This window comes from Lederbergia citrisecunda, from assembly GCF_018343695.1.
Taxonomy (GTDB): domain Bacteria; phylum Bacillota; class Bacilli; order Bacillales; family Bacillaceae_C; genus Lederbergia; species Lederbergia citrisecunda.
In genome coordinates this window covers 1,652,073-1,675,124 of the sequence record NZ_JAGYPJ010000001.1, presented here as the reverse complement: position 1 = coordinate 1,675,124, position 23,052 = coordinate 1,652,073, and the positions used below count along the sequence as shown (strand labels likewise).

The following is a 23,052-nucleotide window of genomic DNA, read 5'->3' as shown; positions in this document are numbered from 1 at the left end:
TTGTAACAATCTTTATGTGAAATTGACAACAGATTGGCTATATTTAACGATTTTGTTCGTGATAAAGAGGAAATTGATACGTTTTACCGATTTGAATTTGCTCTGGTTTCGTTCCTTCGTTTAATTCCTCGAAATCTGAAACTATTTGACTTATTGGAACAGGCAACGGACCTTGTTGTAGCTCCTCCATAATAGAAATAACTGTATCGCCAGGTTTAATTTCAATATTAGTAAAAGGTTCTTGTTCTTGTTCGACAGGGATCGGATTAATATCAACGAGTTTAGCTGTTTCGGCAGAACTTCTTGGAATCACTCCTATTGTCAAATCATAATACACACTATATAAAAGAATAGATGTTGCGATGAATGCTGCGAATTTTTTCATATTTATCCCGCCTCTTCATAAGATGTATGAAGTATATGAAGAGGGTGGGAAAATTATGAAAGCTTTTTTGGACGAGGTATTTTATTAATACTAAAAAATATAAAAATGATGCTAATCAAGACATCGAAAAATGTACCATATGGGATGGGTTTACTTAATAATGGTTCTAAACCGAAAAGTAAAGTAGGCAAAGTAATACTAAAGGCAGTCAATCTCCAGCTTTGCCGATATGGAAGTTTTCTTTTTAACATATTGGCCAGTAATAAAGCAACACCCGCTAATATCGATATTTTTAAATAGATAATTCCTGTATTGAAAATGTACATAAAAATAATAAAGATTGGGAGCATAATGGCGATACTGCCGGTGTCAAAGTCAGGCAATAAGCTTGAAGATTCCCCTCTTAATATTAAAGTGTTATAAAGACTAGGTAAAAAATACAGTAAGACAAGAAAAAAAGTATACTTAATGGTTTTCCCGATACCAAGAAATCTAAATTTGGCAATGTCTTTAAATGAATATAAGCTTTTTAAAAAAATAGTGAAAATAGATTTGTTTTGCACCTTGTCACGCCCTTCGTAGTCATTCCTATTTAGTTTAGATGTGAATGGGAGTTCGTTTCAAGTGACAAGTTAGTCACAGTGCAAAATTTATATATGACTTTTCGAGCAAATTATTTGTATGCGATTACTAATTTTGGTAATCTATTAATGTGATCGTGAATCGTTAGACGATTCAAAATAATTACATAGGAGGAATTATCATGGCATATGAATTACCACAATTACCTTACGGATATGATGCACTTGAGCCACATATCGATAAGGAAACAATGAATATTCACCACACAAAGCATCACAACACATATGTGACAAATTTAAATAATGCGCTTGAAGGACATGCAGATCTTGCAAGCAAATCTGTAGAAGATTTAATTGCAGATCTGGATTCTGTTCCAGAATCCATCCGCACAGCTGTAAGAAATAATGGTGGAGGACATGCAAACCACTCATTATTCTGGAAGCTTCTTTCTCCAAATGGCGGTGGCGAACCAACTGGCTCCATCGCGGAAGCAATCAACAGCAAATTTGGCAGCTTTGATAAATTTAAAGAGCAATTCCAAGCTGCTGGAGCTGGACGCTTCGGATCAGGCTGGGCTTGGCTTGCATTGAATAATGGTGAAGTTGAAATTATGAGCACACCTAATCAAGATAGCCCTGTAATGGAAGGTAAAACACCTTTACTTGGACTTGATGTATGGGAGCATGCATACTATTTGAAATATCAAAACCGCCGTCCTGATTATATGAGCGCATTCTGGAATGTTGTAAATTGGGATGAAGTTCAAAAATTATACGACGCTGCAAAATAAGAAGACAAAAAACGAATTGCGTTACAAGCAATTCGTTTTTTTGTTGCCCTTTTTACTGTAAAACCCTTCTGTTGATCTCATCTTCGGGAAGGAATCTCTGATTTTTTGCTCTAAAATATGAGCCTAATTAATGAATTCTTTTTAATACGACTTTTGAATTTTAAATCGTTATTTCCTAAAATCGCCTAATTTTATAGTATAAAACTTCTCTGTTCACTAAAGATAGAAAGGAGGAAAAAGGGGAGTTTTATTATGCTGAAAATAAAGAGGCTATTTAATGATATTGACGTAACGAGAGATTTATTGCTTTTATTACTAATAGGTGGGCTATATTCTTTAAGTATTTCATTATCTAATACATTTGTTAACGTCTATTTATGGAAGCAGTCACAAAGTTTTATCGATCTTGCTATTTATAACTTAACCATTGTCGTCATCCAACCCATTATTTTCATCATTGCTGGAAGATGGGCTAAAAAAGTCGATCGGGTTATTGTGCTACGTCTAGGAGTGATCTTTCTCGCTATTTTTTTTATTGTCGTATTGCTTTTTGGAGAAAAATCCTCTCATCATCTAGTCCTTCTTGGTGCATTGCTCGGTGTCGGATATGGTTTTTATTGGCTCGCATTCAATGTTTTAACATTTGAAATAACAGAACCCGATACGAGGGATTTTTTCAACGGATTTATGGGGGCACTTTCATCAACGGGAGGAGTAATTGGGCCGATTTCGGCAGGGTTTATCATTACACGGTTTGTTTCGAATGTTGGTTATACCATTATTTTTGCAATATCGTTAGGTTTATTTTCTGCTGCAGTCTTAACAAGTTTTTATTTAAATCGAAGGCCATCCTCAGGGCAATATTTATTTACAAGAATTTATAAGGAAAGAAAACATAATCATAATTGGCGAATAATTACAAATGCACATCTTCTTCAAGGTTTAAGAGAAGGGACGTTTGTATTTGTCATTTCTGTTTTTGTTTTTATTGCAACGAACAGCGAGCTGGCACTTGGTACCTTCGGATTAATACATGCAGGCGTCTCGTTTATGATCTATACGCTTGCAACGAAGCTCATTAAAAAAGATATGAGAAAGAAAATCATGGTTGTTGGTGGCTTGCTTTTATATGGTGCCATTTTTATTATTGTTTTTGATCCAACATACACACGACTCCTCATTTACGCCGCTTGCATTGGAATTGCCTATCCACTTATGCTTGTTCCTTATTCCTCTATGACGTACGATGCGATTGGTAAGAGCTGGAACGCTGCTGAAATGAGAATTGAATATATCGTTGTTAGAGAGTTGTTCTTGAATATGGGAAGAGTTATTTCCATTTTGGCATTCATTGCAGCCATTTATTATTTTACTCCAAATACTAGCATTCCAATTTTGCTCATTTTTCTTGGGGCAGGTAATACATTAGCAGCATTTATGCTTTTAAAATTAAAAACGGATTAAGTTCAACGTGCTGTCAATAATTTAAGGTGGAATTGTCTTCTTTTTTCTTTTACAATGGGGATAAGGTGAAAAGAAGGGGACGGGGTAAATTGGAAAAAAAGAAAAAGAAAAAAACTCATGTTCCTTTAAGAATGAACATGTTGTTTTTTGTTGTGTTTATTATGTTTTCGATGCTCATTCTTCGATTAGGATATGTTCAGATCGTAAGTGGAGAGGATGCTAAAAGAGAAATTGACCGTACGGAAGATGTAACGGTTAAAACATCTGTTCCTCGTGGAATAATTTATGATCGCAACTATAAACCAGTTGTTGAAAATGAACCGCAGAAAGCCATTACCTATACAGCTCCGAAACAATTTGATGCAAAGAAAACGTTGGAAACCGCTCGAACACTCGCAAAAATTATCCATAAAGATACCGATAAAATTACACATAGGGATAAAGTAGACTTTTGGCTTATGCTCAATCCTGAAGAAGCGAAAGCAAAAGTAACTAGTAAAGAAATTGAGACGTACAAAGGTAAGGAAAAAGAGTTATATAAACTCCAAAGAGATCGAGTGACTGATGAAGAACTCGCGACCCTTACTAATGATGATTTGGAAGTTCTTGCTATTTACCGAGAGTTTACGGGAGGATATGCACTTGATCCTCAATTTGTTAAAAATAAAGATGTAACATTGAAGGAATACGCAGAAGTTAATGAACATCTTGGAATTTTACCTGGTGTAGATACAACTACTGATTGGGAACGTGTATATTTATATGGAGATACATTAAGATCAATTTTAGGGAATGTTACCCCTGGTTTGCCAGTAGAAAAGTTGGACTACTATGAATCAAGAGGTTATAGCAGAAACGACAGAGTCGGAAAAAGCTACATAGAACTTCAATATGAAGATGTACTTCGTGGGCAAAAAGAAAAAGTAAAAAATATAACGAAATCAGGCGAGATTATTGAAAGTGTTCCTGTTCATGAAGGAGAACGTGGCAAAGATCTTATCCTCACAATTGATATGGAGCTGCAGCAAGAAATTGATAAAATTCTAGAAGAAGAAATCCGCAAAACGAAAGCAAAATCAGGAACACGTCTTTTAGACCGAGCTTTCGTGACAATGATGGATCCATACACTGGTGAAATTTTAGCTTTATCGGGCAAACAATATACTTATGATGAAGAAGAAGGAAAATATACATTTAAGGATTTTGCTTCAGGGAATTTCACTACAGCTTATGTTCCAGGATCTGCTGTAAAAGGGGCTACGGTTTTAACGGGGTATATGTCGGGAGTAATTAGACCTTACAGCCCACTTAGGGATGAAGTTATTTATCTTAAAGATACGCCGCCTAAAAAATCTTGGTTTAGTTATAAAGGTCCTATGACGTTATCGGATTATGATGCAATCGTTCGTTCATCAAACGCTTATATGTTTAAAGTTGCTATGATGATGGGTGGCATGACTTATACTCAACCTTATCAAAAATTAAATATAGATAAATACCAAGTTTTTAATGATTTACGCTATTATTTTAGCCAATTTGGACTAGGTGTTCGTACGGGTCTTGATTTACCGGGAGAACAAATTGGATTTAAAGGAAATGTAGATACTTCACCCGCTGGTACAACGTTAGACTTTGCGATTGGACAATTCGATTCCTTTACTCCACTTCAGCTTGCCCAATATGTGTCAACGATTGCAAATGGCGGTTATCGAATGCAAGCCCATATCGTAAAAGAAATTCGCGACCCTGGTGATGCGAAAGGGAATATCGGTCCGGTTGTCCAAGAAATGAAGCCAAAAGTATTAAATCGAATTGATGCGAGTGATAATGAAATCCAACATGTTCAAAATGCTTTCTATGGCGTTTTCCATAGATCATATGGGACTGGCGTAGTATTTAACGGTCCTGATTATCGATCTTTTAATGCAGCAGGTAAAACTGGAACTGCCGAAACGGTCGATCAAGGAACGGGAGTATGGAATTTATCACTCGTAGGATATGCTCCATTTGATAAGCCTCAAGTAGCTATGTCCGTTGTTGTTCCTTCCGCATATGTAAAAGGGGGGGCAGAGAATAACGTCAATATGGAGATTGGTACTAGGGTTATGAAGGCTTATTTTGATCTTCAAGAAAAGAGAGCTAAACAAGGTAATTCTAAAGAAGAAGAGGATGTACAAGAATAAAAAAGAAAGCAGTAATCTGCTTTCTTTTTTTACGGTTTTTTTGCAATGATATGACATATTTCTTCATAAGACATTGTATCATTTAATTCGAACGTTCCGAATTGGATGTATCGCTGCAATTTCTTTTTTGCTAAATATTTATTAAAGTTTTCCGCATTATCAATAATGCCGGCATCTTCAAGCTCAATACTAATGTCTTTTGAAGACATGCCTTCTGGAATAACAATTTCATAGTGATTAACCGTTTTTTCTGTAACGATTGGTGTTTGTTTTTCTACTTTCTTTTGAGCGAGTGTTTCATATTTAGTTTGCCATTTTTCCGTATCTTGTTTTAACTGATCATAATCACTTTGTTTCATTTCGATATAACCTTCTTTGATAGCATGAACAGGCTCAGGTTTTTTTTGAAAAAAATGAACATACACATAAAGAATCAAAGCAGAAATCAGTAATCCAGAAGCGAAGGCCCTAGTTGTTTGTTTATTCATCCTCAAATACCTCCAAAAACATCCTGCCGCCTATTTATAATGTTTTGAACTGTTTCAACAGACAAAGACGACTGTTTGGAAATTTGTTTGATTTCGAGACCTTGATTATATAAGGCTAATACGTGATTTTTTAATATTTCATTTGGTTCTCGATCGAACTCACGCTTAGGTACATCATCAATTATACTTTGCCCCATCAATAATTCCTCTTCAAGCACTTTAAGTCTTTTTTTCAAAAGGTAATGGTCTTGCAAAACATTCATTGATAATTGCTCAATCTCTTTTTCTAACACCTTTACCTTATCCGTTTGGAAAAATGAAATGATGAATAATACGATTGATAAACCTAATAAAATAACGATAATAGTTTCCATATGCCACCCCGGATGTATTGTACTTATTCTATTTATACCATAATTTTCAAATATCCTCTATTCATAAAAAAATAATTGGCACAATAAATAGATACTAGCATTTCGGAATAAATAGTGCTATTATAAAAAAGTCGTATGTACAGTGAAGAATGCATTGAAGTTTGGAGGGAAAGACATGCGCGTTAACATTACATTAGCTTGCACGGATTGCAGTGAGCGTAATTATATTTCTACAAAAAATAAACGTAATAACCCTGACCGTCTTGAGCTTAAAAAATATTGCCCTAGAGAAAAACGAGTTACTTTGCACCGCGAAACAAAGTAACATTAAAAGCTTAATTCAAGAAGCCAGAAACACTTCAATTTACAGTGTTTCTGGCTTTTTTGATATGATGAAGCAAGGAGTTGAATGAATATGGATAAAACATCAATTCGTAAAAAGTATAAAGAAAAGTTAAAATCACTCGATCGAATTACATATGAACACCAATCGTATACGATAGCAAATAAGCTTTTTCAAACCAATGAATGGAAAAATGCTGAAATGATTGGCATTACCGTTTCTCATTTTCCTGAAGTCGATACGTGGCAGCTTATTAGGAGAGGATGGGAAGAGGGAAAAAAGATTGTCATACCGAAGTGCTATCCATCTGATAAGAAAATGGAATTCAGACAAATTACTGCATTTGATCAAATGGTAACTGTATTCTTCGGCTTATTTGAACCAATTGAAACGAAAACAATGATGGCTGAGAAGAAGGAAATTGATTTATTACTTGTCCCAGGTTTAGTCTTCAATCGACAGGGTTATCGTATAGGGTTTGGCGGAGGGTATTATGATCGGTTTTTAACCGAATTTAATGGAAATACGATCTCACTTTGTTTTTCCATGCAAATTTCTGAAAATATTCCTATCGAAAATCACGATATCCCTGTAAATAAAATTATTACGGAGAATGAGATGATCACAGTAGAATTTTAGTAGGAGAAAGTTCGCATAAAAATAAGCTGATAAGTAAACATAAGACAAGGAGGGATAGTATATGATTAGGTTAATGATAAAAATGCTCTCAGTACTTGCTGTCTTAGGAACTGCTTATTGCTTTAGATATAAACTTTTGAATACTTTTTTTGGCAATCGATTTTTACGAAGTGTAAGTGTAAATGCGATGATGAATATTCCAGGTGTACGTTCAAAACTTATAGGTACAGCTTTCGAAAATAGAAAATAAAAATCACATTGCTGGATCTATTATAGACCAGCTTTTTTTATATTTTTTCTCGTCCGCCGTAACCAGCTATCGGCTAGTAAACTTCTTGACCTTTTCGTTTGTTAATTCAAGTCAGGAACTGTCGGACTCATTATGTTTTCTATATCGCTTATCCCGAAAAGAATATTGATTAAATATCCACACCTATTTTTGACGTCAAGGGCAAGGCGGTTGACTTTTGTACTTATTTTTGCAACAGTCAGTTTTTTTCGCTATAGTAATTTGTATGGAGATGGAGATCCTGAGGGGGATTAGGAATTGTGGGAAGGGAAACTTTTTTATTTTGGCGTCTTGCGTATTTTTTAATAGACGAATGCGGATATCGATTAATCAATTTAAATGATGCACAAACTGGAATGTGGCTAGAAAATAGGGAAAATAAAAATGCCACGTACATTCGTTTGATTAGAACGGATTTAGCTTGGGCTAATCCTTTCATAAGAGATCAACAAAGAGCGGCTAGTCAGGCTGAAGAATTAAGAAAACAGTTATTTCGTAGATCATTGAACGCCTTAAACATTTACGTTACGGCAAACGCTCCGATTGATGCAGAACAAATTTCACATGAAGAAAATGTTTCAGTAGTGGGAAAGACAAATGTTTCAACTATTTTATTAACTCGTGAAAATTATAATAGTTCCATTAAGAAAGTAGCTGAAACCTTAAATACAAACATTGATTTTTTACTAAAAGATGAATACGAAGAAGCAGAAATTTTTGTCATTCGTCAAGGTGCAATAAAGAAAGCAGCCTCCAAAGATGGAGAAGACGAACGTAAGCTATTTGAGTTTACTAAACCACGTTTCACTTATTTCTTTATGGTTTTTCAGGTGCTAATTTTTTTGATGATGGAAGCGAGTGGAGGTACCACAAATACGGAAACACTGATAAAATATGGAGCGAAATACAATCCACTTATTTTAAATGGTGAATGGTGGCGTTTCGTTACACCTATGTTTATCCATATTGGATTTATTCATCTTGCAATGAATACGCTTGCCCTATATTATTTAGGTACGGCAGTAGAAAAAATGTTTGGTCACTCGCGTTTTGTTTTTATTTATCTTTTTTCCGGATTTATGGGGACGCTTGCAAGCTTTGTTTTTAGCCCTTCTTTATCTGCCGGTGCAAGCGGTGCCATTTTTGGTTGCTTCGGTGCTCTTTTGTATCTCGGGTTTTCTTATCCGCAAATATTTTTTCGAACAATGGGTATGGATGTAATCACTGTCATTATTATTAATCTAATATTCGGATTTACCACTACAGGCATTGATAATGCTGGGCATATTGGAGGATTAATCGGGGGATTTTTAGCAACAGGTTCAGTCCATTTTCCACGAAAACAAAAACATAAAAACCAATTAGTATTTTTGTTGTCAGCTATCATGATCGTAGGCGGATTATTTTACACAGGGTATCATCATAATTAGTCTTGCTCTATTATGTGGAAGAAGATATTCTTATATCTAGAGAGTTAACTTGCTATCTACTTTTTTAATGTGGTGAAAAAATGAACACGATATACGATGTACAACAATTACTAAAAAGATTTGGGATATTTGTTTATTTAGGTAATAGATTGTTGGATTTGGAACTAATGGAAGCTGAAGTGAAAGATTTATATTTTTCAAATCTTATTGATAAGAATGATTTGCATAATGCACTCTACATCATAAGAAATGAAATGAATATAGAAAAAAATAGAAAGAAAAGTGGGGAATAACATGGCTAATGAAAAGTTTTTATTAGGTATTGATATTGGAGGTACGTCAGTTAAATTGGCATTTTTAACTGAAGAAGGTGATATCGTACATAATTGGGAAATTCCAACGAATATTGAAAACAATGGAAGTAGCATTATACCAGATATTGGAGAAGCTGTTCATAAAAAATTAGCGGAATTAAATATCCCGCATGAAAACCTAAAAGCAGCAGGTGTTGGCGCACCAGGACCGATTGATACAGAAAAAGGTGTAATGTTTGAAGCTGTTAATCTTGGCTGGCCAGATAACTTCCCGCTTAGGGATTTAGTGCAAGAAGCTGTAGGTGTTCCTGTTGCCATCGAAAATGATGCGAATTCAGCAGCACTTGGTGAAATGTGGAAAGGTGCTGGAAAAGGAGCAAAAGATTTAATTGCCATTACACTTGGAACTGGCGTTGGTGGCGGAGTTATTGTTAGCGGAGATATCGTCCACGGTGCAAAGGGCGCAGCTGGTGAGATTGGCCACATTACAGCGGTTCCTCAAGGCGGTTATATGTGTAATTGTGGAAAGGCTGGCTGCTTAGAAACTGTTGCATCTGCAACAGGTATCGTACGTACAGCGAAAGAATTGCTTGCAGACTACACAGGAGATTCTCCATTAAAGGGACTTAATGATATTACAGCAAAAGATATTTTTGATTCTGCTCAAGCTGGTGATGAACTTGCGTTAAGCACTGTAGACACGTTGGCTGATCATCTTGGACTCGCTCTTGCTAATATCGGAAGTGTATTTAATCCTGAGAGAATTGTTATTGGTGGTGGAGTATCAAAAGCCGGTGACTTTTTACTAGGTAAAATTGAACAAGCCTTCAAGAAATACGCTTTTAAACCAGTAGGAGAGTCTACTGAAATTGTTTTAGCACAATTAGGAAATGATGCTGGTATAGCCGGTGCTGCATGGCTAGCAGCAAATAAAAATTAATGAAGGAAAAAGGTGAGAACAAGTTTCTCACCTTTTTTTATATGTGTCAAAAGTATGAAATTTCCGTTTCTGGACAACAAATGAAACTTTTTTATGTTTTAGACGTCTATATATAAGGAATAAAGAATAAAATTCTTTTGTGGTTGCATTACAGGTGCTAATAAATTGAAATTATTGTAGATATCTTTAATAGGTAGTTCACGTCTAGCGCTATTAAGATTGTAGACTAAATCCACTTCGTTCTGACACAGAACCTGATCGATGGACAGGCGCTTTCGCTTTTGTTCATATTTACTGAAAAGTAGGGCATTTGATTTTTTGCAAGAAACATATTATTATAGTCGGTAGTTATTAAGGACCTTTCCAATTAAATGGAAATATCAATTAATTTAATGTATAGCTATGGCGCCTATCCCTTCGAGTTCAAAAACGCGGCAATAGAAGTCAAAAAAGAGATCATTTTGCCCTAGAATTTTTACATATCGAGGTTGACTAAGGCGCTTCAGCTTTTCTATTTGTAAGGAGGTTAATATAAGTGAATAGGCTTAAGAAAGCCAATATAGTTCTTCCAGTAATAGCCGTCGTCATGCTCTGGATTAAAACTTATATTGTCTACAAAACAAGCTTTAACATCAAAATTGAAAACTTCATGCAAGAGCTTATTTTATTTATTAACCCATTGAGCTTTTTGCTGTTTATTTTTGGATTATCACTATTTTTTAAATCAAGAAAAGCACGAAATCGGTATATATTAATCATAAGTTTTCTAGTAAGTTTCGTTTTATATGCAAATGTTGTTTTCTATCGTTTTTTTACTGATTTCTTGACTCTACCTGTTTTATTCCAAACTAGTAATTTTGGAGATTTAGGAGATAGTGCTGCTACAGAAATCAAATGGTTCGATTTCGTTTATTTTATTGATGTCGTTTTATTATTCCTGATAATGAAGCTTAAAGAAAGAAATGTAGAAATGAAACCGATCAATAAGGTTAATCGCCGTGCCTATTTTCTTGTTGCTGCGGCCATTCTATTTTTAAATATCGGTCTAGCGGAAACTGAACGGCCTCAATTATTGACTCGCACATTTGATAGAGAAATGCTCGTTAAAAACATTGGAACGTATAATTATCATCTGTACGATATTTTTCTACAGTCTAAATCTTCTGCTCAAAGAGCGATGGCAGATGGCAGTGAATTAATCGATATTGATAACTATATTAAAGCGAATTATGTTAAACCAAATAAGAATATGTTTGGGATTGCAGAAAATAAAAACTTGATCGTTGTTTCGATGGAGTCGCTACAAAATTTTGTTATTAATAATGATGTGTACGGTCAAGAAGTTACACCGTTTCTTAATGATTTAATAAAGGATAGTTATTACTTTGATGAGTTTTACCATCAAACAGGACAAGGGAAGACTTCAGATTCCGAATTTATACTTGAAAATTCCCTATATCCGTTAAGTCGTGGAGCCGTCTTTTTTACCCATTCTGGAAATGAATATGATGCAATGGCCGAAAAGCTTAGTGAAAAGGGTTATTACTCATCTACGATGCATGCAAACAATAAAAGTTTCTGGAATCGGGATATTATGTACCAAGCATTAGGCTATGACTATTTCTATTCGGCAACAGATTATGAGATTACCCCAGAAATTTCTGTTGGCTGGGGAATGAAAGACATTCCATTTTTTGATCAGTCAGTAGAGATCATGAAGACAATGAATAAGCCTTTTTATACAAAAATGATTACGTTGACGAACCACCATCCATTTAAATTGGACGAAGAGGATAAATTCATACAAGAGTATGATTCAAAAAGCGGTACATTAAACAGGTACTTTACAACCGTACGCTATATGGATGAAGCCATAAAGGAGTTTTTCCAAAAGCTGAAAGATGAAGGTTTATATGAGAATTCCATCATCGTCATGTATGGAGACCACTACGGGATTTCTGAAAATCATAATGAAGCTATGGCCCAATATTTAGGAAAAGAGGTCACGCCATTTGTGAGTACACAGCTGCAAAGAGTCCCTTTAATCATTCATATCCCAGGCGTAACGGACAATGGAAAAGGAAAGACGATTTCAAAAGTTAGTGGTCAAATTGACTTGAAACCAACGTTACTTCACCTCCTTGGAGTAAACACTAAAAATGATATACAATTTGGTGAAGACTTATTTTCAAAAAATCATCATGACTTTGCCGTTTTCAGAGATGGAAGTTTTATTACAAAAGACTATGTATACACAGATAATACTTGCTACTCAAAAGAAACTGAGGAACCCGTCGAAGAATCATTTTGTGAGCCATATAAAGAAAAATCAAAAGTTGAACTTGATTATTCTGATAAAATCATTTACGGAGACCTACTTCGTTTCTATGAAAATAGAGAGGAACAAATTCAATAAAAAAACCAACAACGAAAGTTGTGGTTTTTTTTTGTCAAGGAAATGAATACTTCCGTAAAAAATCTGTAATTTTTGTTAAGAAAATGAAACATTTAAGTAAAAAAAACGTATAATTGTATGTGTGTTAATATTTGAAAGGAGGGTGCAAATGCGTAAGTTTGTTATTTTTCATATTGTGATAGGATTAGTTTTTACTTTACTAGTTTCAGGTTGCTCCATAACCGTTACAGATGCACCCCCTTCTAATACGCCTAAAGTAGAGCATCCTTTTGAAGAAAATAAAAAGCAAGAGAAAGCAAGCACCAAACACCCGGAGCCGCTCCAAATACAAAATGGATCTTTTGAAAAAGTATATGGTTGGTTAGATAATGAAACGATACTTTATTCCTATATAAATGAAGGAAAGTACGTCTTAGAATCAGATCAACTCTATTCTAAACACCATGAAGTAATTTTTACTTCAGAAGCTCCAATTATGAATGTTTTAATCCACAAACATTCGAAGAAACTTTTTATTCATACCTCTCCATATTCTCACTCTGCTAACGTATATTTTACAGATTTTAAAGGGAACATTGAGTTTTCTACAGAAATAGATTCGTATGAGCTTGTCTATGAATGGAATGAAACGGACCCTTCATTAATGCTTGTCACTGCCTTTTTTGAAGATTGGTCTTATAAAGTACATCTGATTAATGTTAACACTGGTAAGGTTGAAGAAGTAGAAGACGTTCAGCCATTCTTAAAGTGGTATAATGATAAGCAAATTTTAGAACAAGATTGGAAAGTAGATGATTTAGCTTTTTTTGCTCCAGTATTAAAAAAATCTTTATATGAAACAACAGACCCTGTGAAAGTTTTCGAAGACGTATTCAGATTCGATATTTTTGCCAATAACATAATGACGATTAAAGTGGAAGAAGATAATATTGAGGCATTAAAATACACATTTTTTGATTTGCAACAGCAGAAAATCTTTGATATTACACTCCCCAACATAACACAATACTCAGATTGGCTCATTCCATATTATACATTTAATGAAAAGTCAAAAACTTTTCTTACTTTTGCACCGAAAAAGCATGACAGTATAGAACTTTACAACGAAGATTACGAATTAATAAGTGTGGATTTAAACGAACATAAAAAAACAGTACTTTTCAATAATATTGAGAATAAGCCAATTTTATGTTCCAAAGAAGGAGATTTATGTTTGTATGGATACCAATATGAACAACTTCTGGATTTAAATACTGGGAAGATATTACCCTTAACTAATTCATGAACATAAAAAAGAGGTTATACCGCATTGGTATAACCTCTTTTTTATTGCATTTTTATTGAGGAAGCGATTTTGGAAGATGTATTAGTGTCATAATGGCAAAGAAGCCAAATACACCAATAGCACCCCCTCCAAATAGGATTCCGAGAACGTTTTTGTTTTTTAATGCACTAAAAGTACTAAAGACTGCAAGTATAGCAACTAAAAGGAAAATAATAGCTGTACCCATATTTACTGTAAGCTCCCTTCTGAAAAAATTATTCAGCAAATACTATGTACTTGAATATGTTGTGCTCTTTCATATTTTATTACTTTTAACTGCCTTTGTCGAGTTTCAAAAGTGACACTTCTATGAATGTGAAGAATGTGTATAGTTATATTGTCCGTTTTTGTGAAAAAAAAACAACAGCTCATGTATAATGAAATAGAATTTGTAAAATCTGTATGTTGGTTTCAACACTTGGCGCTTTCTATCCTCGGGTAGTGAAGTAGCTTCCTTAGCAATTTATATGTGTGGGGTCTGCCATGACCCGTTTTTCCTTAAGGAATTGCGTGTCCAACCATTATGGCAAAAATAACAATCGGTTTTAACATATCAAAAATAGAGCGAGGGTGAAAAAATGAAATGGGTGAAAATACCACTTGGGCCGTTGCAAACAAATTGTTATATTCTTTATAATGCGGATAAGGAATGTATCGTATTCGATCCAGGCGATCAAGGTAAGGATTTAAATAATTATATTCAGGATGAAGGCTTTAGTCCACTTGCTATTTTGATGACGCATGCTCATTTCGATCATATTGGGGCGATTGATGAGGTAAGAGATAGATGGGAAATCCCGGTATATATTCACGAAAAAGAGGCTGAATGGTTAACCAATTCAACCTTAAACGGATCAGCACGCTACGGTGCCAATATCACTGCAAGATCAGCAGATCATCTTATTTTAAAAGAAGAATCACTTAAAATTGGTCCATTTTTATTGCAAGTTCTCCATACTCCTGGTCATTCTCCAGGCAGTATTTCATATTACTCAAAAGAGGCGAATGCTTTATTCGGAGGAGATACTCTCTTTGCGGGAAGTATAGGAAGAACCGATCTACCAGGCGGAAATCATGAACAATTGCTTACGAGTATTAAAGCAAAGATATTTAATTGTCCCGAACCGACTAAAGTACTTTCAGGTCATGGTCCCGTTACGACTATTAAAGAAGAAAAAGATAGCAATCCGTTTTTACAATAGCTGAAAAAGTAAAAAGGCTATACCTTTAAAAATAAGGTACAGCCTTTTTACTTTGTGATTAACCTAATCCACCGCCTGGAGGCATTAGGAACAATGTATAGTATGTAAATCCAGCAAAAAATACTGTTAAATATGCGGCAAACACATACATATACATACGTTCAGATAATCTTAAATAACTAAGAAGAACAAAGAATCCCGTTTGTCCTAGGAAAAGCAAAGCGGTTTTCTCCATGCCGCCAAGATAGAACATAATTGTAAAAATACCAGTCCAAAAACCCAAAACTCTGTACATACGATCCATATGTATCCCTCCTTTGCAGTCTTAAGTCCATCAATACATTATTATAAAGGAATAAGCTTAATAATGTAAATATATGTGCCGCTAATGATTGTGACGATTGAGTGATATTATCATATTTCTTCACCTTATTATTATACCTCATAACAGATAAAAATAATAATATGTAATATTTAAGTTTTTTGCAGGAGAATGGAAAGTTATGTCGAATGTAACTCATAACGAAAATATAAAGGTGGTGTTTTATGAAGTATGAACATTAAAAGTAAGGCAGATCTTCTTCTTTCAGAGGCATTACACGATTATGCAACGGATATCCATATCACACCCAACTCTGAAAAGTACCTCGTTCAATTTCGGATTTATGGAAAGTTGAGTCCTATTAAACACTTTTCATTAGATGTTGGGGAAAGACTAATATCTCATTTTAAATTTATGGCCTCGATGGATATTGGTGAAACAAGAAAACCACAAAGTGGTTCCCTTCAAACCCTTATCACCGGATTAGAAACTTCTCTCAGAATTTCGACTTTACCTTCCGCTCACTCAAAAGAAAGCATGGCAATACGCATATTACCTCAACAAATATTATCCCTTAAAAATTTATCTTTATTTCCTTATAGTATTGACCTTTTGACATCTTTGATGGTTCAAGCTTTTGGCATGATTATTTTCACTGGGCCGACCGGCGGAGGGAAATCAACAAGTATGTATGCACTGGCTCAGTATTGTACCGAATATTTGGATCGTCACGTTATATCGCTTGAAGATCCAGTTGAAAAACTTCATGATCAACTTCTTCAAGTCCAAGTGAACGAGAAAGCTGGAATTAGCTTCAGCACCGGTCTAAAGGCTATTTTACGACATGACCCAGATGTAATTCTTGTTGGTGAAATACGTGATGCTGAAACAGCTATGATTGCAGCAAGGGCAGCTATGACTGGCCATCTTGTTTTGACAAGTCTGCATTCGAGAGATGCGAAGGGAGCGATCTATCGACTCCTTGAATTTGGAATAGGAAGGCAAGTATTAGAGCAAATATTATTAGCCATTACTGCCCAAAGGCTAGTGACAATAAATTGCCCATTTTGTGGAATGAATTGCTCTAAATACTGCAAGAGCCAATATCGTCCAAAACGAACGGGGGTATACGAGATTCTTCACGGAAAAACTCTATTGCATTCACTTAAAGAAACGAGAGAAGAAGAGGATGAGTACCATTATGAAACACTTCAAAAATTAATAAGAAAGGGGATTGCACTGGGCTATTTGCCACAAGAAGAATATGACCGTTGGATTTTTGAAGAAAATAAAAAAGTTAACATTTAAAGAGCAAGGGATCTTTTTAACTAGAGCGAGCGATATGCTCAGTAATGGTTTTACCTTATTAGAAGTACTGCAGTTTTTCAGTAAGCTTGATAACAAGAACTACCATTTAATGGCTTCTATGATAGATGATTTGAAAAGTGGTCACAAAATCCATGAAGTATTTTTAAAGCATCATTTCGATCAAGGTGCCTGTATTCAATTGTATTTTTCTGAAAAACATGGATATTTAGCTGAAGCACTTCTTGAGTCCGGAGAGTATTTACAGAGAAAAGACGAAGAACGAAAAAAGTTTATTAAGCTTATGCAGTATCCACTCATTTTAATCTTTATCCTCTTATTTGTAGCTATTTTACTTAACACGTTGTTGTTGCCTCGATTTCAATATCTTTATCAGTCAATGGGTTATGAACCTACTGTTGGGATAAAGCTAGTCCTTCATCTAATGCAGAACATTCCATCATATCTACTACTATTATTCATATTGTGTTCAGTGCTTTATTTTATAGTAAAACAAATATTTCAAAAAAAATCTGCATTGGAAATTGCATCCACTCTTTCATCCCTACCTGTTATCAGTTCTTTTTATAAGCTATACCAAACCATTTTTATATCAAGGGAATGGGGCTATTTGCTTAGAAGCGGTTTTTCCATTAATGAAATTATTAATATTATGGAGAGCCAAATGTATAAACCTCTATTGCATGAATCAGCTCAACAATTGAAAAAAATGCTTCTCATAGGGCATTCATTTGCTGATGCTTTATCTAATTTAAGTTTCATTGAAAGAGAAATGATCTTTATTGTAAATCACGGTGATAAAAACGGTCGAATGGATAAGGAACTACTTTATTACAGTAACCACTGTCTACAAAAACTAGAGGAGAAAACGGAAAATATCTTTTTAATCATCCAGCCTGTCATATTTTCTATCATTGGGATTGTCATTGTCGTTATATACATGTCTATATTTTTCCCAATGTTCCAGATGATGGATGCCATTTAATTAGTTCTTTTTAACAAGGAAGTTTATTATCATTTCTGCTAGCGATTAGGGAGCCTCCTTGGCGCTTGACGCGCATGTAGGTCTCCCTAACCGTATTTCCCGAAGGAGTCTCGCGGCCTACTACTGCAATCAACTTTAACGGCAAAATCAATAAGATCAGCTTTAACTGAGCCATATAATAATAAGGGAGATGTGTAAAAATGAATAAATTTTTTAATCAAAATGAAAAAGGATTCACTCTAATAGAAATGATGATTGTACTATTAGTCATTACAATCATTCTTCTTGTTGCGCTTCCAAATGTGACAAAGCATAGCTCAAGCATTAACGAAAAAGGATGTGAAGCGATGACACAAATGGTCCAAGGACAAGTTCAGGCGTATTATATGGAAAAGAAAAAATACCCTGAAACTTTAGAGGAGCTAAAAGGTGATTATGTAAATCAGGATTTTGAATTTAAATGTCCCAATGGAGTGACTCTATCGATTGATGAAAATGGAATCGTTAACTAAAGAACAAAATGGGTTTACACTGTTGGAAATATTAATTGTCCTTTCTGTATTGACCATCATTCTTTCTATTAGCTTTTTCTCGTTGAAATCCTTTTGGGCAACGATGCAGAAAAATATGTTTTTGAATCAAGTACAATCCGATATATATTTTGCACATTCTTATGCCATCAATCGTGAAGATACCATTCTTTTTCGATTCTCACGGATTAGCCATCAATACGAGGCAGTATCTAGAGATACGAATAAAGTGCTCATAAATAAAAAACTCCCAGCTGCTATAAGGATAGAAGAAACGAATCTTCCAAGCTTTTATATTACCCCAGATGGGAATGTTTCTAATTTTGGTACGATGATGTTAAATGTCAATGGAAAAACAGTGAAAATAACGTTTTATATAGGGAGGGGGCGGTTCTTAGTTGAGGAGCAATGAGGGGGGTTTTACGATGGTGGAAGGACTGTTGTCACTAAGTATCGCTATATTAATTTGTGTATTATTATTTCCATTGCTCTTTAAGATGCTTTTTATTTTGAGTGAAGGAAAAAGAGATTTAATCGGAAGTAGACTGCTATTTGAACATGTTGAACAACATTTTCACATCAATGGTCCGTTAAGTGAAATAAGAACAATTCGGAATATCCAATATGAATTAACAATTGAAAAAAATGGAGATGATCTTTGGAAGGCTTGTGTGAAGTATGCTAAACGTCAAAAATGTTATGAATGATCAAAAGGGATTTACACTGCTGGATTCAATATTTTGTATGCTCATTCTAACTATTATCATGTCTTTAATGCCATTACTTTTTCACTCGTTTGCAGTAATTGATCGAACGATAAAAGTTGATGAAGATTTTGAATGGAATTTATTTTTGATTCAGCTTCGGAATGAATTAGAGGATGCGGAAAAAGTTTATGTTAATACCCATCCTAATAGAATCCTAATAGAAAAAAATCTTATGATCATATATGAAACACACGGAAATAGGATTAGGAGGACTGTAAATGAAAAGGGACATGAAATTGTACTACAACATGTTTCTTCAGTCAGTTTTACTAAAATAGATCACATGTTATTGGTAAATGTCAGCTTTACGAATGGTGTAAAAGAAGAAGCACGTTTTATCATTCCAGCCGAAAAGGAGGAATTACAATTATTAGAAATGAAAGAGGAGCCACTTATCCAGTAGTTATCATGGTGGCAACCCTCTCTCTATTTGTCATATATGAAATCACGCAAATCTATATTACAGAAATAGGGTATATAACAGAAATGAAAGATTATTACGAGAAAAAGATTGTCCAATTGCTTATTAACGATTATATAGAAAATTAGGATGTTATGAAGGTCCACCTATAATATAATGGAAGGAGACGATAAAGAGGTGGACAAAAGTGGAAAGAAAAACAATCTACTTAATAGGATTTATGGGGGCTGGAAAAACGTCAATTGGACAAGTTTTAGGTGAAAAAACGGGGCTTCCAGTCATTGATACGGATGAGCGATTTGAAGAATATACAGGAATTGCGATAAGGGACTTCTTTGAGCAATATGGGGAAGAACGGTTTCGGGAAAAGGAAACAGAAATATTGCTTAGCCTCCCTAATCGTCCATCCATCATTACAACTGGTGGAGGGATCATTTTAAAGGAGAAAAACCGCCAATTCCTAAAGGAAACCGGAAGAGTTGTGTTTTTACAATGTAGACCAGACGTATTTTTAGATAGACTGAAAGATGATCAAACAAGGCCACTTATTATGAATAAAACAGTAGCGGAAATTAGTGAGATGTACGAAAAAAGATTGCCTTTATACTTGGAGAGTGCCGCCATTTCAATTGATACTTCAGATTTTTCTATAGAAGAAGCGGCAGATTACATTATGAAAAGAATGAATCTATAAAAATTGGCTATACTCTCTAATACATAAGTATTGGAGAGAAGGAATGTATCCATGTCTACAAATGATTACGTTAAATATATAACGGAAGCATTTATAAAGCATTTTGAAATGCCTAAAGACGAACGAAAACAACTAAAACTCAATAGGAAAATGGCGAGACCTCCTGTTTTGACAAATTGGTTTGGATTACTTCCAATTTCTATAAGCATGCTAATGAAAAGAAGAGGCTGATTAATAGCAGCCTCTTACATTCGTTATTGGATATTTACTTTCACTCCTGTAATCCTAGTCTAGTTGCTGTATGGATGGGTGGCCAAATAATAGAGCCCGCCATTAATGATCTCCATATGAACTACAGGCTCATATTGATCCTTTAAAGCTTCTTTTTCAACCTCATATGTTTCTGGTTTCTCGCTATGATCCTCATAGAAATGATCTAAAAGTTGTAAATCCTCGCTCCATCTTTTTATTGCTTCATCAGCCCAATGATGTTCTTCTCTTGTTACTTCATTGCTTAAATGATTTTCAATTCGTTTTAGTCCACTTATCGGTTTAATAATCGGTGAAATGGTAAAACAATAGTCCGGTATTGTTGGTTGAAGCTGTATGGCTTCTACTTTTTCATAAAAATCTTCAAACAGAGAGCCGTTGATCAAATTTAGACCGATTGATTTGATTAAGTCCTTCTTCCTGTCACAGCGATAAGAGAGCTTTATATTTAGCATGAGCCAAGGATGAAGAGGGATTTGTCGCGTACTATCTGCCTTACTTGGGATTTCATATAATCGAATATAGGCTGATAATTTTTTTGTTGCATTAAAAATTTGGTGAAGTCTAGGAGCCCCGAAATGGATGATTTCTCCCTTTAGATGTTCTGGTGTTTTTTCTTGATCTGTAATAAAGGTAATTTTCATAGGATTAGGAATACCACCAGTCTTCTCTAAATACGTCCAATAAAAGGGGCGATTCATCAATTCTTTATCCATATCAATGGTTAATTGTATAGTTAGATGTCCTGGACCGTTATCTTCAATTAAACAATCATTTTCCGTAAAAAACGTTTCAAGATATTGATGAATTTCCTTTTGCAACATTGGTTGTTTCCTCCGTTCGCAGGCTGTCAGCAAATTGAATCAATGAGGATAGATTACCCATTTTTACTTTCATTTCACCTTCAGATTTCGATTGCTCAAATATATCACGTAAATACTCATCGAAATTCTTAAAATCGAGACTTGCTAATATTTCATCCAATTCTCCGACAACACGTTCAAATAGTTGGATTTTACCATAAAGTAGTTTAACAATATGCTCTTCAATGGTGTCTAAAACCGTAAAATTATATATATGAACATTATTCTCTTGGCCTAGTCTATGAATTCGTCCGATTCTTTGTTCAAGTCTCATCGGGTTCCAAGGTAAATCATAGTTGATGATATGGGAACAAAATTGCAAGTTAATGCCTTCTCCACCAGCTTCTGTAGCAATCAAAACCTGTGCATGATTTTTAAATAGCTCTCTCATCCAATCTTTTTTCCCCCGCTTAAAGCCACCTCTAAAAGGGACTGAACGAATCCCTTTTTGTCCTAAAAACCATTGTAAATACATTTGTGTTGCTCGATATTCAGTAAAAATAATGACTTTGTCATCAATCGAATTAATTAATTCCAATGCTTTATTTGCCTTTGAATTTAGCGAAATGGCATCAATTTTTTGTTGAATGAATTGAAGAGATTCAATAAACTGTGCAGAAGGATTTTCATATTTTGCAAGCATATTTTTTAATGTAAAATAGACAGCTTCTCTGCTGCTACAAGCCTCACGTTTCAAGGTCATTAACGAAAATCCGTGAACTGGAAAATTTGTTCCTTTTAACATTTCGATGGCGTCATATAGTTCTCGTTCTTCTTTTGTAAACTCAATAGGTATTGTTTCTACATGACGTTCTGGCCACTCAATACCTGTGTCTCCACGCCTGTTTCTTATCATCACTTTACTCACTAGTTCTTTTAAAAAAGCATCTTCCTGAACGGACAAATTTTTATCCTTATATTTATCTGAAAAGCCGCTTTGACTTCCTAAATGTCCAGGTTTTAAGAGGGATACAAGGTAAAAAATTTCCTCAATTTTATTTTGGATCGGTGTAGCAGTTAATAATAAGCAAAATTTCTTTTTAAGTGCTTGAACAAATTCATAGTTTTTGGTCTTATGATTTTTTAGTTTATGTGCTTCATCGATAATGATAAGATCATAATCTTGCTCGGCGATAAGTTCCCTATGTGGACTTCTTTTAGCCGTATCAATGGATGATACAACACAATCATATTGTTCCCAAACATAGCTTTTTCTTTGAGCTACAGCAGGGATAAAAAATTTATTATTGAGCTCAAAAACCCATTGAGAGACGAGTGATGCAGGAACAAGAATTAATACTTTTTTTACTAATCCACGTATCATATATTCTTTAATGATCAAGCCAGCTTCAATTGTTTTTCCGAGTCCTACTTCATCAGCCAAAATTGCTTTTCCGTTCATGTTTTCAACAACCTGACGTGCGGTTTCAAGCTGATGTGGCAATGGCGTTAAATTTGGAAGAAATTTTGGTGCCACTAATCCTTCAAACGAGGGTACATTTAGATATTTCTCCGCTTGTATCGCTAATTTAAATAATTCTCGATTTGCCCATGGCCCATCTTTATCTATCTTTTGCAAAAAGTTTTTTTGCCAGTCTTGTTGAAAGACTACCCGTATTGACATATTTACCTCCCAAATAACGAAAAGCATTGAGAATTAAGTGAAATGGTGATACGATGTTGTTGTTGACTCGGTGTAAGGTAAGAAAAA

Annotated in this window: 29 protein-coding genes; 21 read left to right on the top strand and 8 right to left on the bottom strand. The window is 34.7% G+C overall.

All coding sequences use genetic code 11. From position 1 onward, the window contains the following. Positions 1 to 43 precede the first annotated feature (43 nt). Both KHA93_RS08415 and KHA93_RS23700 read right to left on the bottom strand, forming a co-directional pair. Positions 44 to 385 carry a hypothetical protein gene (locus tag KHA93_RS08415; RefSeq protein ID WP_213110337.1) on the bottom strand — a complete coding sequence of 114 codons (342 nt, stop codon included), beginning with the start codon at positions 383 to 385 and terminating at the stop codon, positions 44 to 46. Between the two features lie 53 nt (positions 386 to 438). Beyond that, positions 439 to 948 carry a DUF1189 family protein gene (locus KHA93_RS23700; protein ID WP_213110336.1) on the bottom strand — a complete coding sequence of 170 codons (510 nt, stop codon included), beginning with the start codon at positions 946 to 948 and terminating at the stop codon, positions 439 to 441. A gap of 200 nt (positions 949 to 1,148) precedes the next feature. Here KHA93_RS23700 and sodA point away from each other — a divergent pair, with 200 nt between their 5' ends. The 3 genes from sodA (at position 1,149) to KHA93_RS08395 (ending at position 5,404) form a co-directional block, all read left to right on the top strand. Further along, positions 1,149 to 1,757 carry a superoxide dismutase SodA gene (sodA, locus tag KHA93_RS08405; protein ID WP_213110335.1) on the top strand — a complete coding sequence of 203 codons (609 nt, stop codon included), beginning with the start codon at positions 1,149 to 1,151 and terminating at the stop codon, positions 1,755 to 1,757. A 252-nt stretch (positions 1,758 to 2,009) separates the two neighbouring features. Then, positions 2,010 to 3,221, top strand: coding sequence for an MFS transporter (locus KHA93_RS08400; protein WP_213110334.1), 1,212 nt, complete (start codon positions 2,010 to 2,012; stop codon positions 3,219 to 3,221). 89 nt (positions 3,222 to 3,310) lie between these two features. Further along, positions 3,311 to 5,404, top strand: a complete 2,094-nt coding sequence (locus KHA93_RS08395) for a peptidoglycan D,D-transpeptidase FtsI family protein (protein WP_233711085.1) — start codon at positions 3,311 to 3,313, stop codon at positions 5,402 to 5,404. A 29-nt stretch (positions 5,405 to 5,433) separates the two neighbouring features. Here KHA93_RS08395 and KHA93_RS08390 read toward each other — a convergent pair whose 3' ends face one another. Continuing rightward, positions 5,434 to 5,892: an endolytic transglycosylase MltG gene (locus tag KHA93_RS08390; RefSeq protein WP_213110332.1), complete on the bottom strand. Its 459-nt coding sequence runs from the start codon at positions 5,890 to 5,892 to the stop codon at positions 5,434 to 5,436. 2 nt (positions 5,893 to 5,894) lie between these two features. Further along, a complete protein-coding gene (locus KHA93_RS08385; RefSeq protein WP_213110331.1) occupies positions 5,895 to 6,266 on the bottom strand; it encodes a hypothetical protein in 372 nt (123 codons plus the stop codon). 175 nt (positions 6,267 to 6,441) lie between these two features. On the opposite strand from KHA93_RS08385, the gene rpmG reads away from it, so the two are divergent. The 8 genes from rpmG to KHA93_RS08345 all read left to right on the top strand — a co-directional run bounded on the left by rpmG (position 6,442) and on the right by KHA93_RS08345 (position 13,922). After that, positions 6,442 to 6,591: a 50S ribosomal protein L33 gene (gene rpmG, locus KHA93_RS08380; protein ID WP_114744861.1), complete on the top strand. Its 150-nt coding sequence runs from the start codon at positions 6,442 to 6,444 to the stop codon at positions 6,589 to 6,591. A 90-nt stretch (positions 6,592 to 6,681) separates the two neighbouring features. Next, the gene (locus KHA93_RS08375; RefSeq protein WP_213110330.1) at positions 6,682 to 7,248 is read left to right on the top strand and encodes a 5-formyltetrahydrofolate cyclo-ligase; all 567 of its coding nucleotides are present in this window, start codon (positions 6,682 to 6,684) and stop codon (positions 7,246 to 7,248) included. A gap of 61 nt (positions 7,249 to 7,309) precedes the next feature. Beyond that, positions 7,310 to 7,498, top strand: a complete 189-nt coding sequence (locus KHA93_RS08370; RefSeq protein WP_213110329.1) for a hypothetical protein — start codon at positions 7,310 to 7,312, stop codon at positions 7,496 to 7,498. 299 nt (positions 7,499 to 7,797) lie between these two features. After that, the gene (locus KHA93_RS23695; protein ID WP_213110328.1) at positions 7,798 to 8,967 is read left to right on the top strand and encodes a rhomboid family intramembrane serine protease; all 1,170 of its coding nucleotides are present in this window, start codon (positions 7,798 to 7,800) and stop codon (positions 8,965 to 8,967) included. Positions 8,968 to 9,047: 80 nt separating this feature from the next. After that, the gene (locus KHA93_RS08360) at positions 9,048 to 9,260 is read left to right on the top strand and encodes a YqgQ family protein (RefSeq protein ID WP_213110327.1); all 213 of its coding nucleotides are present in this window, start codon (positions 9,048 to 9,050) and stop codon (positions 9,258 to 9,260) included. A 1-nt stretch (position 9,261) separates the two neighbouring features. Continuing rightward, positions 9,262 to 10,221, top strand: coding sequence for an ROK family glucokinase (locus KHA93_RS08355; protein WP_213110326.1), 960 nt, complete (start codon positions 9,262 to 9,264; stop codon positions 10,219 to 10,221). A gap of 535 nt (positions 10,222 to 10,756) precedes the next feature. Further along, positions 10,757 to 12,637: an LTA synthase family protein gene (locus tag KHA93_RS08350; RefSeq protein ID WP_490710548.1), complete on the top strand. Its 1,881-nt coding sequence runs from the start codon at positions 10,757 to 10,759 to the stop codon at positions 12,635 to 12,637. 121 nt (positions 12,638 to 12,758) lie between these two features. After that, positions 12,759 to 13,922, top strand: a complete 1,164-nt coding sequence (locus KHA93_RS08345; RefSeq protein ID WP_213110325.1) for a YqgU-like beta propeller domain-containing protein — start codon at positions 12,759 to 12,761, stop codon at positions 13,920 to 13,922. A 52-nt stretch (positions 13,923 to 13,974) separates the two neighbouring features. On the opposite strand, the gene KHA93_RS08340 is transcribed toward KHA93_RS08345, so the two are convergent. Then, the gene (locus tag KHA93_RS08340; RefSeq protein ID WP_213110324.1) at positions 13,975 to 14,148 is read right to left on the bottom strand and encodes a DUF2759 domain-containing protein; all 174 of its coding nucleotides are present in this window, start codon (positions 14,146 to 14,148) and stop codon (positions 13,975 to 13,977) included. A gap of 391 nt (positions 14,149 to 14,539) precedes the next feature. On the opposite strand from KHA93_RS08340, the gene KHA93_RS08335 reads away from it, so the two are divergent. Then, entirely contained in the window at positions 14,540 to 15,163 is a 624-nt protein-coding gene (locus KHA93_RS08335; RefSeq protein WP_213110323.1) for an MBL fold metallo-hydrolase, read from the top strand. 58 nt (positions 15,164 to 15,221) lie between these two features. Here KHA93_RS08335 and KHA93_RS08330 read toward each other — a convergent pair whose 3' ends face one another. After that, positions 15,222 to 15,467 carry a DUF2626 domain-containing protein gene (locus tag KHA93_RS08330; RefSeq protein WP_213110322.1) on the bottom strand — a complete coding sequence of 82 codons (246 nt, stop codon included), beginning with the start codon at positions 15,465 to 15,467 and terminating at the stop codon, positions 15,222 to 15,224. 249 nt (positions 15,468 to 15,716) lie between these two features. Between KHA93_RS08330 and comGA the strand changes: the two genes are divergently transcribed. The 9 genes from comGA to KHA93_RS08285 all read left to right on the top strand — a co-directional run bounded on the left by comGA (position 15,717) and on the right by KHA93_RS08285 (position 20,439). Then, positions 15,717 to 16,793, top strand: a complete 1,077-nt coding sequence (gene comGA / locus KHA93_RS08325) for a competence type IV pilus ATPase ComGA (protein ID WP_213110321.1) — start codon at positions 15,717 to 15,719, stop codon at positions 16,791 to 16,793. Beyond that, positions 16,750 to 17,796, top strand: coding sequence for a competence type IV pilus assembly protein ComGB (gene comGB / locus KHA93_RS08320; RefSeq protein WP_213110320.1), 1,047 nt, complete (start codon positions 16,750 to 16,752; stop codon positions 17,794 to 17,796). The genes comGA and comGB overlap by 44 nt, the downstream gene beginning before the upstream one ends. 200 nt (positions 17,797 to 17,996) lie before the next feature. Further along, on the top strand, positions 17,997 to 18,308 hold the full coding sequence (comGC, locus tag KHA93_RS08315; protein WP_213110319.1) for a competence type IV pilus major pilin ComGC: 312 nt from the start codon (positions 17,997 to 17,999) through the stop codon (positions 18,306 to 18,308). Then, positions 18,292 to 18,738: a competence type IV pilus minor pilin ComGD gene (gene comGD / locus KHA93_RS08310; protein ID WP_213110318.1), complete on the top strand. Its 447-nt coding sequence runs from the start codon at positions 18,292 to 18,294 to the stop codon at positions 18,736 to 18,738. The genes comGC and comGD overlap by 17 nt, the downstream gene beginning before the upstream one ends. 13 nt (positions 18,739 to 18,751) lie before the next feature. Then, positions 18,752 to 19,033, top strand: coding sequence for a hypothetical protein (locus KHA93_RS08305; RefSeq protein ID WP_213110317.1), 282 nt, complete (start codon positions 18,752 to 18,754; stop codon positions 19,031 to 19,033). Then, positions 19,026 to 19,496: a competence type IV pilus minor pilin ComGF gene (gene comGF / locus KHA93_RS08300; RefSeq protein WP_213110316.1), complete on the top strand. Its 471-nt coding sequence runs from the start codon at positions 19,026 to 19,028 to the stop codon at positions 19,494 to 19,496. The genes KHA93_RS08305 and comGF overlap by 8 nt, the downstream gene beginning before the upstream one ends. Before the next feature lie 5 nt (positions 19,497 to 19,501). Beyond that, the gene (locus KHA93_RS08295; RefSeq protein ID WP_213110315.1) at positions 19,502 to 19,642 is read left to right on the top strand and encodes a hypothetical protein; all 141 of its coding nucleotides are present in this window, start codon (positions 19,502 to 19,504) and stop codon (positions 19,640 to 19,642) included. Between the two features lie 59 nt (positions 19,643 to 19,701). Next, the gene (locus KHA93_RS08290; RefSeq protein ID WP_213110314.1) at positions 19,702 to 20,208 is read left to right on the top strand and encodes a shikimate kinase; all 507 of its coding nucleotides are present in this window, start codon (positions 19,702 to 19,704) and stop codon (positions 20,206 to 20,208) included. Between the two features lie 51 nt (positions 20,209 to 20,259). Continuing rightward, on the top strand, positions 20,260 to 20,439 hold the full coding sequence (locus tag KHA93_RS08285; RefSeq protein WP_213110313.1) for a YqzE family protein: 180 nt from the start codon (positions 20,260 to 20,262) through the stop codon (positions 20,437 to 20,439). 59 nt (positions 20,440 to 20,498) lie between these two features. On the opposite strand, the gene KHA93_RS08280 is transcribed toward KHA93_RS08285, so the two are convergent. Together KHA93_RS08280 and KHA93_RS08275 are read right to left on the bottom strand one after the other, a co-directional pair. Further along, positions 20,499 to 21,302 carry a YqhG family protein gene (locus KHA93_RS08280; RefSeq protein ID WP_213110312.1) on the bottom strand — a complete coding sequence of 268 codons (804 nt, stop codon included), beginning with the start codon at positions 21,300 to 21,302 and terminating at the stop codon, positions 20,499 to 20,501. Continuing rightward, complete coding sequence (locus KHA93_RS08275; RefSeq protein ID WP_213110311.1) at positions 21,271 to 22,965, bottom strand: DEAD/DEAH box helicase; 1,695 nt, start codon at positions 22,963 to 22,965, stop codon at positions 21,271 to 21,273. Before KHA93_RS08275 ends, KHA93_RS08280 begins: the two co-directional genes overlap by 32 nt. Between the last annotated feature and the right edge of the window lie 87 nt (positions 22,966 to 23,052).

Coding starts and splice junctions, on each gene's coding strand:
- KHA93_RS08415 (WP_213110337.1), bottom strand. CDS start 385: ATGAAAAAATTCGCAGCATTCATCGCAACATCTATTCTTTTATATAGT.
- sodA (WP_213110335.1), top strand. CDS start 1,149: ATGGCATATGAATTACCACAATTACCTTACGGATATGATGCACTTGAG.
- KHA93_RS08400 (WP_213110334.1), top strand. CDS start 2,010: ATGCTGAAAATAAAGAGGCTATTTAATGATATTGACGTAACGAGAGAT.
- KHA93_RS08390 (WP_213110332.1), bottom strand. CDS start 5,892: ATGAATAAACAAACAACTAGGGCCTTCGCTTCTGGATTACTGATTTCT.
- KHA93_RS08385 (WP_213110331.1), bottom strand. CDS start 6,266: ATGGAAACTATTATCGTTATTTTATTAGGTTTATCAATCGTATTATTC.
- rpmG (WP_114744861.1), top strand. CDS start 6,442: ATGCGCGTTAACATTACATTAGCTTGCACGGATTGCAGTGAGCGTAAT.
- KHA93_RS08375 (WP_213110330.1), top strand. CDS start 6,682: ATGGATAAAACATCAATTCGTAAAAAGTATAAAGAAAAGTTAAAATCA.
- KHA93_RS08370 (WP_213110329.1), top strand. CDS start 7,310: ATGATTAGGTTAATGATAAAAATGCTCTCAGTACTTGCTGTCTTAGGA.
- KHA93_RS08360 (WP_213110327.1), top strand. CDS start 9,048: ATGAACACGATATACGATGTACAACAATTACTAAAAAGATTTGGGATA.
- KHA93_RS08355 (WP_213110326.1), top strand. CDS start 9,262: ATGGCTAATGAAAAGTTTTTATTAGGTATTGATATTGGAGGTACGTCA.
- KHA93_RS08340 (WP_213110324.1), bottom strand. CDS start 14,148: ATGGGTACAGCTATTATTTTCCTTTTAGTTGCTATACTTGCAGTCTTT.
- KHA93_RS08335 (WP_213110323.1), top strand. CDS start 14,540: ATGAAATGGGTGAAAATACCACTTGGGCCGTTGCAAACAAATTGTTAT.
- KHA93_RS08330 (WP_213110322.1), bottom strand. CDS start 15,467: ATGGATCGTATGTACAGAGTTTTGGGTTTTTGGACTGGTATTTTTACA.
- comGA (WP_213110321.1), top strand. CDS start 15,717: ATGAACATTAAAAGTAAGGCAGATCTTCTTCTTTCAGAGGCATTACAC.
- comGB (WP_213110320.1), top strand. CDS start 16,750: ATGACCGTTGGATTTTTGAAGAAAATAAAAAAGTTAACATTTAAAGAG.
- comGC (WP_213110319.1), top strand. CDS start 17,997: ATGAATAAATTTTTTAATCAAAATGAAAAAGGATTCACTCTAATAGAA.
- comGD (WP_213110318.1), top strand. CDS start 18,292: ATGGAATCGTTAACTAAAGAACAAAATGGGTTTACACTGTTGGAAATA.
- KHA93_RS08305 (WP_213110317.1), top strand. CDS start 18,752: ATGGTGGAAGGACTGTTGTCACTAAGTATCGCTATATTAATTTGTGTA.
- comGF (WP_213110316.1), top strand. CDS start 19,026: ATGAATGATCAAAAGGGATTTACACTGCTGGATTCAATATTTTGTATG.
- KHA93_RS08295 (WP_213110315.1), top strand. CDS start 19,502: ATGGTGGCAACCCTCTCTCTATTTGTCATATATGAAATCACGCAAATC.
- KHA93_RS08285 (WP_213110313.1), top strand. CDS start 20,260: ATGTCTACAAATGATTACGTTAAATATATAACGGAAGCATTTATAAAG.
- KHA93_RS08280 (WP_213110312.1), bottom strand. CDS start 21,302: ATGTTGCAAAAGGAAATTCATCAATATCTTGAAACGTTTTTTACGGAA.
- KHA93_RS08275 (WP_213110311.1), bottom strand. CDS start 22,965: ATGTCAATACGGGTAGTCTTTCAACAAGACTGGCAAAAAAACTTTTTG.